This is a genomic window from Thioalkalivibrio denitrificans, assembly GCF_002000365.1.
GTDB classification, from domain to species: Bacteria; Pseudomonadota; Gammaproteobacteria; order Ectothiorhodospirales; family Ectothiorhodospiraceae; genus Thioalkalivibrio_A; species Thioalkalivibrio_A denitrificans.
In genome coordinates this window covers 1-11,484 of record NZ_MVBK01000004.1, presented here as the reverse complement: position 1 = coordinate 11,484, position 11,484 = coordinate 1, and the positions used below count along the sequence as shown (strand labels likewise).

General features: G+C 63.7%; 8 protein-coding genes and 7 tRNA genes. 2 read left to right on the top strand and 13 right to left on the bottom strand.

Annotated features, from left to right (window positions below; genetic code table 11):
- Nucleotides 1-217: 217 nt before the first annotated feature.
- The 8 genes from B1C78_RS00955 to B1C78_RS00920 form a co-directional block, all read right to left on the bottom strand.
- Nucleotides 218-294 (bottom strand) — tRNA-Asp (locus B1C78_RS00955).
- 20 nt (nucleotides 295-314) lie between these two features.
- Nucleotides 315-390, bottom strand: a tRNA-Val gene (locus B1C78_RS00950).
- 12 nt (nucleotides 391-402) lie between these two features.
- The gene (locus B1C78_RS00945) at nucleotides 403-675 is read right to left on the bottom strand and encodes an HU family DNA-binding protein (protein ID WP_077277274.1); all 273 of its coding nucleotides are present in this window, start codon (nucleotides 673-675) and stop codon (nucleotides 403-405) included.
- 347 nt (nucleotides 676-1,022) lie between these two features.
- Nucleotides 1,023-3,464 (bottom strand): endopeptidase La, encoded by a 2,442-nt coding sequence (gene lon, locus B1C78_RS00940; RefSeq protein WP_077277273.1) that lies wholly within the window; start codon nucleotides 3,462-3,464, stop codon nucleotides 1,023-1,025.
- A 275-nt stretch (nucleotides 3,465-3,739) separates the two neighbouring features.
- Nucleotides 3,740-5,017: an ATP-dependent Clp protease ATP-binding subunit ClpX gene (gene clpX / locus B1C78_RS00935; RefSeq protein WP_077277272.1), complete on the bottom strand. Its 1,278-nt coding sequence runs from the start codon at nucleotides 5,015-5,017 to the stop codon at nucleotides 3,740-3,742.
- A 117-nt stretch (nucleotides 5,018-5,134) separates the two neighbouring features.
- Nucleotides 5,135-5,782: an ATP-dependent Clp endopeptidase proteolytic subunit ClpP gene (clpP, locus tag B1C78_RS00930; RefSeq protein ID WP_077277271.1), complete on the bottom strand. Its 648-nt coding sequence runs from the start codon at nucleotides 5,780-5,782 to the stop codon at nucleotides 5,135-5,137.
- Entirely contained in the window at nucleotides 5,779-7,089 is a 1,311-nt protein-coding gene (gene tig / locus B1C78_RS00925; RefSeq protein ID WP_077277270.1) for a trigger factor, read from the bottom strand. Before tig ends, clpP begins: the two co-directional genes overlap by 4 nt.
- A gap of 128 nt (nucleotides 7,090-7,217) precedes the next feature.
- Nucleotides 7,218-7,302 (bottom strand) — tRNA-Leu (locus B1C78_RS00920).
- Between the two features lie 248 nt (nucleotides 7,303-7,550).
- On the opposite strand from B1C78_RS00920, the gene B1C78_RS00915 reads away from it, so the two are divergent.
- The gene (locus B1C78_RS00915) at nucleotides 7,551-8,120 is read left to right on the top strand and encodes a hemerythrin domain-containing protein (protein ID WP_175628192.1); all 570 of its coding nucleotides are present in this window, start codon (nucleotides 7,551-7,553) and stop codon (nucleotides 8,118-8,120) included.
- A 301-nt stretch (nucleotides 8,121-8,421) separates the two neighbouring features.
- Here B1C78_RS00915 and B1C78_RS00910 read toward each other — a convergent pair.
- The 4 genes from B1C78_RS00910 to B1C78_RS00895 all read right to left on the bottom strand — a co-directional run bounded on the left by B1C78_RS00910 (nucleotide 8,422) and on the right by B1C78_RS00895 (nucleotide 8,818).
- Nucleotides 8,422-8,497, bottom strand: a tRNA-Lys gene (locus B1C78_RS00910).
- A 13-nt stretch (nucleotides 8,498-8,510) separates the two neighbouring features.
- Nucleotides 8,511-8,586, bottom strand: a tRNA-His gene (locus B1C78_RS00905).
- Nucleotides 8,587-8,630: 44 nt separating this feature from the next.
- Nucleotides 8,631-8,707 (bottom strand) — tRNA-Arg (locus tag B1C78_RS00900).
- Between the two features lie 34 nt (nucleotides 8,708-8,741).
- Nucleotides 8,742-8,818: transfer RNA gene (locus B1C78_RS00895), tRNA-Pro, on the bottom strand.
- Nucleotides 8,819-8,993: 175 nt separating this feature from the next.
- Between B1C78_RS00895 and folD the strand changes: the two genes are divergently transcribed.
- Nucleotides 8,994-9,848 (top strand): bifunctional methylenetetrahydrofolate dehydrogenase/methenyltetrahydrofolate cyclohydrolase FolD, encoded by an 855-nt coding sequence (folD, locus tag B1C78_RS00890; RefSeq protein ID WP_077277268.1) that lies wholly within the window; start codon nucleotides 8,994-8,996, stop codon nucleotides 9,846-9,848.
- Between the two features lie 133 nt (nucleotides 9,849-9,981).
- On the opposite strand, the gene cysS is transcribed toward folD, so the two are convergent.
- A complete protein-coding gene (cysS, locus tag B1C78_RS00885) occupies nucleotides 9,982-11,361 on the bottom strand; it encodes a cysteine--tRNA ligase (RefSeq protein WP_077277267.1) in 1,380 nt (459 codons plus the stop codon).
- Nucleotides 11,362-11,484 lie beyond the last annotated feature (123 nt).

Below are 11,484 nucleotides of genomic sequence, written 5' to 3'. Positions count from 1 at the left end.
AATTTGACGGTCGGGGGTATCGGGGAGTTCTGTTCATTCGCCACGAAGCCCACGAAAAAGACCTGACCAAGTGATGTTCGGGCACTTTGTCGTTTCGCGGCCGGCTCTTTCCTCGGCGGCATTCTCCGGCTCAAAGATGTCTCTCTCGCAAAGCCCGCAAAGCACGCCAGGAGAACCCGAAAAAAAAGGGTGCCGAGAGGCACCCTTTTTCGCTTACTGGCGGAGTGGACGGGACTCGAACCCGCGACCCCCGGCGTGACAGGCCGGTATTCTAACCAGCTGAACTACCACTCCTTTTTCCTTCAACGGCACCCTGGTGGGTGCTGACGGGATCGAACCGCCGACATTCGCCTTGTAAGGGCGACGCTCTACCAGCTGAGCTAAGCACCCGTTGAAGGCGCGCTAGTTTACTGCATCCTTCAGGCCTTTGCCAGCCTTGAAACTGGGCATCTTCGAGGCAGGAATGTTGATGGTTTCGCCGGTACGCGGATTGCGGCCAGTGCGCGCATCGCGCGCGCGAACCAGGAAGGTGCCGAAGCCGACGATCGTCACCTGGTCGCCGCCCCGCAGGGTACGCGAGATCACGTCGATCATGGCATCCACCGCACGCGCGGCCTGGGCCTTGGGCAGATCGGATGAAGCGGCTACAGCATCGATGAGTTCGGATTTATTCATTCATGTGTTCCTTCGGTTAAGCGGAATGGAAGACCCGCCTGCAGTTCACCGGGCGGGATGATACGGGATCCGCGGGCCACAATAGCATGAGGCCGGCGCTGATGAGAAACTGACGAAGTCCCCGATGGGTGGCGTTGTTATGAAAGTATCAATGCAGCCTCGGACTTTATACCAAGGGCCTCAGAAAGCTGTCAACAAGCCGTCGGGGCCGCTGCCGGAGCCCCACGATCCAGCTGAAAAAACTGTGACACGGAACAACTCCGACAGCTCCGAAAAGCCTGCCCACCCCTCTGAAATGAGACACGGGCCCGAAGGCCCGTGTCTCATTTTCATCGTTCCCGTTCACATCAGTGGTGATGCACCTCACGGCGCCGGGATGGACCCTTGTTTTCGGACTTCTGGGCAGCGCCGGGCTCCGTCCCCGCCTGGGGTGCATCCGGCATCTCCGTGAGCGCGATCTCCAGCACGTCATCGATCCACCGCACCGGGCGGATGTCCAGACGGCTCTTGATGTTCTTCGGAATCTCCACCAGGTCCTTCTCATTCTCCTCGGGGATGACCACGGTGGTAATGCCGCCCCGGTGGGCCGCCAGGAGCTTCTCCTTCAGCCCGCCGATGGGTAGCACCTCGCCGCGCAGGGTGATCTCCCCGGTCATGGCCACGTTGGAGCGCACCGGGATACCCGTGAGGGCCGAAACCAGTGCCGTGCACATGCCGATACCGGCACTCGGGCCGTCCTTGGGCGTGGCGCCCTCGGGAACGTGGATGTGAATGTCCTTCTTCTCATGGAAGTCGCCGGCGATGCCGAGCACTGACGCGCGGCTGCGCACGACGGTGAGCGCCGCCTGGATGGACTCCTGCATCACGTCACCCAGCTTGCCCGTGTGCTGGACCTTGCCCTTGCCCGACACCACCGCCGCCTCGATGGTCAGCAGCTCGCCGCCCACCTCGGTCCAGGCAAGGCCGGTCACCTGGCCCACCTGGTCGCGCTCCTCGGCGATCCCGTAGCGGAAGCGACGCACACCCAGATACTTGTCCAGGTTCTTGGGGGTGACCTGGGTCTTGCGGTCAGTGTCCTTGAGCAGGTGATTCTTGACCACCTTGCGGCAGATCTTGGAGATCTCGCGCTCGAGATTGCGCACGCCCGCCTCGCGGGTGTAGTAGCGCACCATGTCGCGAATCGCGGCCTCGCTGATGGAGAGCTCGTCCTCCTTGAGGCCGTTGTTCTTCATCTGCTTGGGCACCAGATAGTTCTGCGCGATGTTGGTCTTCTCGTCCTCGGTGTAACCGGGCAGTCGAATGACCTCCATACGGTCGAGCAACGGCCCCGGGATGTTCATGCTGTTGGCGGTGGCCACGAACATGGTGTCCGACAGGTCGAAGTCCACTTCCAGGTAATGGTCGTTGAACGTGGAGTTCTGCTCCGGGTCCAGCACCTCCAGCAGGGCCGATGCCGGATCACCCCGGAAATCCATGGCCATCTTGTCGATCTCGTCCAACAGGAACAACGGGTTACGCGTGCCCACCTTGGACAGGTTCTGCACGATCTTGCCTGGCAGTGAACCGATGTAGGTGCGGCGGTGACCGCGGATCTCGGCCTCGTCACGCACGCCGCCCAGCGACATGCGGGTGAACTTGCGGTTGGTGGCGCGCGCGATGGAACGCCCCAGCGAGGTCTTGCCCACGCCGGGCGGACCCACCAGGCACAGAATGGGGCCCTTGAGCTTTTTCACGCGCTGCTGCACGGCCAGATACTCGAGGATGCGCTCCTTGACCTTCTCCAGGCCGTAGTGATCCTCGTCCAGCACACGTTCCGCCTCGGACAGGTCGATGCGCACCTTGGACTTCTTCTTCCAGGGCACGCTGACCAGCCAGTCGATGTAGTTGCGCACCACGGTGGCCTCAGCCGACATGGGCGACATCATCTTGAGCTTGTTCAGTTCCGCGGTGGCCTTCTGCTTGGCCTCCTTGGACATACCGGCCTTTTCGATCTTGCGAGCGAGTTCCTCCACCTCGTTGGGGGCATCCTCAAGATCACCCAGCTCCTTCTGGATGGCCTTCATCTGCTCGTTCAGGTAGTACTCGCGCTGGCTCTTCTCCATCTGCTGCTTGACGCGCCCGCGGATGCGTTTCTCGATCTGCAGGATGTCGATCTCGCCTTCGATCAGCGACATGAGGTGTTCCAGACGCCCGCGCACGTCATGGATCTCCAGGATCTTCTGCTTCTCGTCCAGCTTGAGCGACATGTGTGCGGCAATGGTATCGGCCAGGCGCGCAGGGTCGTCGATGCCGGCCAGAGAAGTCAGGATCTCGGGCGGAATCTTCTTGTTGAGCTTCACGTACTGGTCGAACAGGTTCAGCACGGAGCGCGTAAGCACCTCCACCTCGCGCTCGTCCAGGGTGGCATCCGGACCGATCAGCGCGATCTTGGCCGCGAAATGCTCCTCGCTGTCCACGAGGTCGACGATGCGCGCGCGCTCGGACCCTTCCACCAGCACCTTGATGGTGCCGTCCGGGAGCTTGAGCAGCTGCAGGATGGTGGACAGCGTCCCGATGCGGTGAATCTCGTCACCCGTGGGCTCGTCCACTTCGGCGCTCTGCTGCGCCACCAGCAGGATCTGCTTGTTGTTGGCCATGGCCGCGTCCAGGGCGCGAATGGATTTTTCCCGACCCACGAACAGGGGAATGACCATGTGCGGGTACACCACCACGTCCCGCAGCGGCAGCACGGGCACGGCCTGGAGGGGCTCCTGGGTGGCGACCTGGGTCTTGTTGTCGGTTTCACTCATAGGGATAGGGTCTCGGGCTGGGTCGGGCAGACGGTGCCTGACAGGGTCCCGCCTGCACGGCGGGTGCGGTTACAGGATCTATTGATGGGGGAGATCGCTGCATAAATCAAGGGCAGCGGGACGAGCGGACCAAAAAGCCGGCCGTGTCAGGCACTTGGCCGGCATGACCGGACGGGGGCCGCGGAAATTGACGGGTCGGGTAGACGAACGATGGCCATCCCTTGCCGAAACGGAAGAATGCCGCCAGCTGCGGCGCCGGACGACGCCCCGGGCACTCAGTCCGAGGCCGCCGCCTTCTGGTAGTCAGCGTTTTCGTAGATGAGATAGGGCTTGGCCTCGCCGCGGATCACCGCATCGTCGATCACCACCTTGGAGACGTTCTCCACGGACGGCAGATCGTACATGGTGTCCAGCAGCACCTGCTCCAGGATCGTGCGCAAGCCGCGCGCGCCTGTCTTGCGCTCCATGGCCTTGGTGGCCACAGCACGCAGGGCGTCCTCGCGGAACTCGATCTCCACGCCTTCCATGTCGAACAGCTTTCCGTACTGCTTGGTGAGCGCGTTCTTCGGTTCGGTGAGGATCTGGATCAGGGCGTCCTCGTCCAGTTCCTCCAGGGTCGCCACAACCGGCAGGCGACCGACGAATTCCGGGATGAGCCCGTACTTGATCAGGTCTTCCGGCTCGACGTTGAACAGCACCTGCGACGCCGGGAGGCTTTCCTCCTTGCTCTTCACCTTCGCGGAGAAGCCGATGCCGCCTTTCTCGGTTCGGTCGCGGATCACCTTGTCCAGGCCGGCGAAGGCGCCGCCGACGATGAACAGGATGTTGTGGGTGTCCACCTGCAGGAATTCCTGCTGCGGGTGCTTGCGACCGCCCTGGGGCGGCACCGAGGCAATGGTTCCCTCGATCAGCTTGAGCAGCGCCTGCTGAACACCCTCCCCCGACACGTCACGGGTGATGGAGGGGTTGTCCGCCTTGCGGGAAATCTTGTCGATCTCGTCGATGTAGACAATGCCGGTCTGCGCCTTGTCCACGTCATAATCACACTTCTGGAGAAGCTTCTGGATGATGTTCTCCACGTCCTCGCCCACGTAACCGGCCTCGGTCAGCGTGGTGGCGTCGGCGATGGTGAAGGGCACGTTGAGCAGGCGGGCCAGGGTCTCGGCCAGCAGGGTCTTGCCGGAGCCCGTGGGACCGATGAGCAGGATGTTGCTCTTGGCCAGCTCCACCTCGTCCTTGCTGCCGCGGGCCTCGAGGCGCTTGTAGTGGTTGTACACCGCCACGGCCAGGATCTTCTTGGCGCGCTCCTGCCCTATCACGTACTCGTCGAGGATCTGCTTGATCTCGTGCGGCTTGGGCAGCTTCTCGCCGACCGACGCCCCCTGCTCCTGCATCTCCTCCCGGATGATGTCGTTGCAGAGTTCGACACACTCGTCGCAAATGAAGACCGAGGGACCGGCAATCAGCTTGCGCACTTCATGCTGGCTCTTGCCGCAGAAGGAGCAATAAAGAAGCTTGCCGCTATCGGCGTCTTTGGACTTGTTGTCACTCATCGACAGACCTCGATTGTCATCGGTCTCACCTTGCTACTTTTCCCGTCAGGATGCAAGCCGGCTCAAGCTGTGGGAATGCCCGGTTCATCCGGTTCCGGCCCGGCTGCGTGACCGGGGTCACGCGCTCTCCTGAGTGTCCCGGCGAGACAGCACCTGGTCCACCAGTCCGTAGTCCACCGCCTCCTTCGCATTGAGGAAGCGGTCGCGGTCCGTATCCAGCTCGATCTGCTCCACCGTCTGGCCGGTGTGGTGCGCCAGGATGCGGTTGAGTTCCTCGCGGATCTTCAGGATCTCGCGGGCATGGATGTCGATGTCGGTGGCCTGGCCCTGGAAGCCGCCCAGCGGCTGATGGATCATCACCCGGGAATGGGGCAGGCAGAAGCGCTTGCCGTGGGCGCCGCCCGCCAGCAGCACCGCGCCCATGCTGGCCGCCTGGCCGATGCACAGGGTGGAGATATCCGGCTTGATGAACTGCATGGTGTCGTAGATGGCCATGCCGGCCGTGACCGCACCACCGGGGGAGTTGATGTAGAGGCTGATATCCTTGTCGGGGTTCTCGGACTCCAGGAACAGGAGCTGCGCCACGATGACATTGGCCATGTAGTCCTCCACCGGACCCACGGCAAAGACCACCCGCTCCTTGAGCAGGCGGGAATAGATGTCGTATGCGCGCTCGCCACGGGCGGTCTGCTCGACCACCATGGGGACCAGGTTGAGCGCGCGGGTATCCAGCGCCCCGCGATCGTCGGGACCATGCATGCTCATTCGGATTGACCCTCCTTCTGGGGGTTCATGAGTTCATCGAAGCTCACGGGCTTTTCCGTGACGGTACCCTGGGTCAGGACCCAGTCCACCACCTCGTCCTCGAGCACCAGCGCCTCGAGGCCGCTCATCGCCTGGGCGTTGCTCCGATAATAGTTTATCACCTGCTTCGGGTCCTCGTAGCCGGCCGCCGAGCGCTGCAGCTCCGCCTCGACTTTCTCGGGGGTTGCGCTAAGGTCTTTTGCCTTAACGAGTTCCCGGATGATCAGCCCCAGGGCCACCCGGCGGCGGGCCTCCTCGGAGAACAGTTCGTCGGGCAAATTCACCCCTTCGGCCTGTGCGCCAAAACGCGCGGTCGCCTGCTCGCGCAGGCGCTCAATCTCGTCCTTGATCAGGGCCTCGGGCAGCTCCAGGTCATGGGCCTTGTAGAGGGCATCCATGACCTGCCCCTTCACCCGGTTGCGCACCGCCTGATCCACCTCCCGGGTCATGTTGGCGCGGACTTCCTCGCGCAGCTTCTCCACGCCCCCCTCCTTGATGCCGAAGGAAGTCGCGAAGGCCTCGTCCACCGCGGGCAGGGTCGGCTCCCTGACCTCGCGCACCTTGATGTCGAACTGGGCGGTCTTGCCCGCCAGGTGCTCAGCCGGATAGCCCTCGGGAAACGGGACGTCCAGGGTCTTTTCCTCGCCGGGACGCAACCCCACCAGCTGGGACTCGAATGCCTCCAGCATCTGGCCGGAACCCAGTTCCACCGGCGCCGCCTCGGCCTTGCCGCCCTCGAAGGTCTCGCCGTCCAGCCGTCCCTCGAAATCCACCGTCACCTGGTCGCCCTCCTGGGCGGGGCGATCCACGGCCACGAACTCCTTGCGCTGACGCCGCAGTGATTCGATGACCTTGTCCACGTCAGCGTCGGTGATCTCGACCCGGGGACGTTCCACGCTCACGTCTCCCAGATCCGCCAGCTCCACCTGGGGAAACACCTCGAAAGTGGCGACGTACTCGAGTTCCTTGCCCGGCTCCATGACCTTGGGCTCGATGCTGGGGCCGCCGGCGGGCTGCAGCTTCTCCTGGGCGATGGCCTCCTGGTAGGTGCGCTGCACCACGTCCCCCACCACCTCCTGGAAGACGCCGGCGCCATAGCGCTGCTGGACCACCTTCAGGGGCACCTTGCCCGGCCGGAACCCGTCCAGACGAACCCGCTTCGACAGGGATTTCAGCCGCTTGTCCACTTCCTGGTCAATCCGCTCGGCGGGGACCTGCACGGTCATACGACGCTGCAGGTTGCTGATGGTCTCTACGGAAACTTGCATGACGACAGGTCCTCTCGGGATGCTCTGTTTGGATATTCTGTCAAGGGCCGCCCCTCTCACCGGCAGGCCGCCGGTTCGCGGCGGGACCCGGTTCTACGACCTGTGCCGGGTGCGCGCCTGCACGATTCTGGTGCGAAAGGAGAGACTCGAACTCTCACGGGTTGCCCCACTGGAACCTAAATCCAGCGCGTCTACCAGTTCCGCCACTTTCGCCGGGGCCGCGGCTCGCGGCGTAAACGGGCAATTATAGCCTGCTCCGGCCCCGTCCCGTAAACATTGCGAGCCGCCGGTGTGTAGCCGGCAACACGACTTTCGGTGGGGTTGAATGTTCCGCCGCCCAGGGCATAAAGTGCATTTTAAATACATCTTCATTGACCGACACCTGGCTGTCGCGGGTAACTGCCCCGACGGCACCGGAGTCGGATATCGGTCCGGCCATGTCGTCACAAGAGAGGTGCCCGATGAACGACCGAATCCTCCAGTGGCAGACGGAACACGCCAACTTCACGCGATTGCTTGACCTCGTGGACGCCCAGACTGCGCTGATCGAGCACGGCGAACAGCCCGACTACGAACTCATGCTCGATGTCATGTACTACATGACGCATTACCCCGACCGCTATCACCATCCCCACGAGGACATCGCCTGCCAGGTCCTGCTGGAGCGCGACGCCGATGTACAGGCATGGGTGGACGATCTGGCCGCCCAGCACAGACACATCGCAGCGTCCGGCGAGCAGTTGGTCAGGGATCTCAATGCCATCGTGGACGGCGCTCTGGTGTCCCGTTCCGCGGTGGAGGCCGATGCACAGGCCTACACACGCACGCTGCGCGAGCACATGGCCCGGGAGGAGGAACGCATCTTTCCCGCCCTGGAGCGCACCCTGAGCGCCGAGGATTGGGAACAGGTCGACGGGCGTATCGATCGCATCCCGGACCCGGTGTTCGGCGGTGACGTGGATCCGCGCTACAGCGGTCTGCAGCAGCGCATCGCCGAGCAGGTGGGGTGCGAATGCACCCCGGTGCGGTAGGGGGACGCCACCCCGCCGCTCAGACACTGCCGGCACCATGTCATCGTCGCCAGTCCGCACGGTTTCCAGCCTGAATCTGCTGAAAATCCGTTGGGGTTCGCGCTGCTCACCCCAACGGACAACGCTCTTGAGTTCCTTGGCGTGCTTTGCGCGCTTTGCGAGAGAAACGATCCGTTCTTTCTCGTTTCGTGGCCTTCGTGTACTTCGTGGTTGAAAGGGTCTTGGCAGACTCTACGATCCGGGCCACAAGCCTGCCCGTGCGGGCACGAAAAAGGCCAGCACCAGGGCTGGCCTCGGGAGTTGGTGGGCCGTGTAGGAATCGAACCTACAACCAATGGATTAAGAGTCCACTGCTCTGCCAATTGAGCTAACGGCCCGGGTTTGGAATATTGGGGTGGCCGATGGGACTCGAACCCACGACAACCGGAATCACAATCCGGGGCTCTACCATCTGAGCTACGGCCACCATGACAAACCTGATGTGCCTGACCGGCGGCCCGATCCGAATTCTGGCGCGCCCGGCAGGACTCGAACCTGCAACCCTCGGCTTAGAAGGCCGATGCTCTATCCGGTTGAGCTACAGGCGCAGTTCGCTTCCGCCGCAAGCGCCGGGGAGCAAAATGGTCGGGGTAGAGGGATTTGAACCCCCGACATCCTGCTCCCAAAGCAGGCGCGCTACCAGGCTGCGCTATACCCCGGAAATCCGAGTGCCGGCCGCATAATAACTGTCGGCCCTGCGTTGCGGAGAAGCTGCGAATCATACCCGCCGCCGGCTCCCGGCGTCAACGCGAAACCCCGGCGTTTCCTTGTCCCTCCCGGCGGCCCCGTGCGAGAATTTGCCGCCCCCGATTCCCAATCCAGGACAGACGCGAGATGAGCGCCAGACTGATCGACGGACGCCAGGTGGCCCAGCAGGTACACGACGAGGTCCGGCGCGCGGTGGAAGCCCACACGGCTGCCGGCCGGCGCCCGCCGGGGCTGGCCGTGGTCCTGGTGGGCGAGCATCCCGCATCCCAGGTCTACGTGCGCAACAAGCGCCGCACCTGCGAGGCCCTGGGCATCCGTTCCCTTTCCCACGACCTTCCGGCCGAAACCGCCCAGGCGGCGCTCCTGGAGCTCATCGACGAGCTCAACGCCGATCCCGAGGTGGACGGCATCCTGGTGCAGCTGCCCCTGCCCGCCCACTTCGACACGGAAACCGTCATCGAGCGCATCGCTCCCGCCAAGGACGTGGACGGCTTTCACCCCTATAACCTGGGCCGTCTGGCCGTGCGCCTGCCCACGCTGCGGCCCTGCACCCCATACGGCGTCATGCGCCTCCTGGACAGCACGGGGGAGGTCTACAAGGGGCGCAACGCGGTGGTGGTGGGCGCGTCCAACATCGTCGGCCGCCCCATGGCCCTGGAGCTGATGCTGGCAGGCGCCACGGTGACCGTATGCCACCGTTTCACCCGGGACACCGCCGAGCACGTGGCGCGCTGCGACATCGTGGTGGTGGCCGTCGGCCGCCCGGACCTGGTGCCCGGCGAATGGATCAAGCCCGGCGCCACGGTCATCGACGTGGGCATGAACCGCCTCGACGACGGCCGCCTGGTAGGCGACGTCACCTTCGCCACCGCCGTCGAACGCGCCGCCTGGATCACCCCCGTCCCCGGCGGCGTCGGCCCCATGACCGTCGCCATGCTCATGAAGAACACACTGCAGTCTTACGAATCGCGCATCGGCTAGTTTATTAGGAAGGCAAAAGCCTTCAACGCAAAGACGCAGAGGCGCGAAGGGCGCAAAAAGGCGTTCTTGAATTAATTCAAGATCATTTCATTGAATTTCTTTGCGTCATTGCGCCTTTGCGTTGGATCTTTTCCTACCCCCGCCGCCAGGTGGTACCCCCCGGCCCGTCTTCGAGGATGACTCCCCGGGCGGCAAGGTCGTCGCGGATGCGGTCGGCTTCGGCGAAGTCGCGGGCCTTGCGGGCCTCGAGACGCTTCGCGATCAGGGCCTCGATGGCGGCTTCGTCCAAGTCCCCCTCACCACCTTTCAGGAACGCCTCCGGGTCCCCTTCCAGCAGGCCCAGCACACCGCCCAGTTCCTTGAGCAGGCCGGCCAGCCGCTCGGCGGCGGACCGATCCTCGTCACGCAGGCGGTTGATCTCCCGGGCGATGTCGAACAGCACGGCGATGGCCTCGGGGGTGTTGAAATCGTCGTCCATGGCCTCGCGGAAGCGGCGACGGAAGCCATCACCGGCATCGCCGGACTCATCCGGCGTCAGGCCGCGCAGGGCGGTGTAGAAGCGGGTGAGACCGGCACGGGCGGCGTCCAGAGGTTCGTCGGAGTAGTTGAGCGGGCTGCGGTAATGGCTGGAGAGGATGAAATAGCGCACCACCTCGGCGGGGTAGCGGGCGAGCACCTCGCGCACGGTGAAGAAGTTGCCCAGGGACTTGGACATCTTCTCCTCGTTGACCCGCACGAAGCCGTTGTGCATCCAGTAATTGACGAAATGCTCGCAGGTTGCGGCCTCGCTCTGGGCGATCTCGTTGTCGTGGTGGGGGAACTGCAGATCCTGCCCGCCGCCGTGGATATCGAAGTGATTGCCCAGGTAATGGATGGACATGGCCGAGCACTCGATGTGCCAGCCGGGGCGCCCGGGGCCCCAGGGAGAATCCCAGGACGGCTCGCCGGGCTTGGCGGCCTTCCAGAGCACGAAGTCCAGGGGGTCGTGCTTGGCCTCGTCCGGCGCCACGCGTTCCCCGGCGCGCAGGTCGTCGATGCGCTTGCCGGAAAGCCGGCCGTAGTTCTCGAACTTCGATACGGCGTAATACACGTCGCCGTTGTCCGCCGCGTAGGCGTAGCCTCGCTCGATGAGCCTGCTGATCATCCTGAGCATGCCCTCGATGTGCTCGGTGGCACGGGGTTCCACTGTAGGCGCCAGCACACCCAGCGCGCCCGCGTCCTCGTGCATGGCCGCGATGAAGCGGTCAGTAAGTGCGCGGATGTCCTCGCCGTTCTCGGCGGCGCGGCGAATGATCTTGTCGTCCACGTCGGTGATATTGCGCACGTAGGTGACGTCAAAACCCAGCGAGCGCAGATACCGGTACACGACGTCGAACACCACCAGCACTCGCGCATGACCCAGGTGGCAGTAGTCGTACACGGTCATGCCGCAGACGTACATGCGCACGCGCCCCGGCTCCATGGGCTCGAAGGGTTCCTTGCGGCGGGTCAGGCTGTTGTGAATGTGCAGCATCTAGCTGTGATCTCTCAATACGTTGTTCATCCGGGGTGAGCTGCTGGCAGGCAGGGCCGGTTGTAGGAGCCCAGCCCTCTGGGCGAACCGGCGTTGTACCCGTGCTGCGTTCGCCCAGAGGGC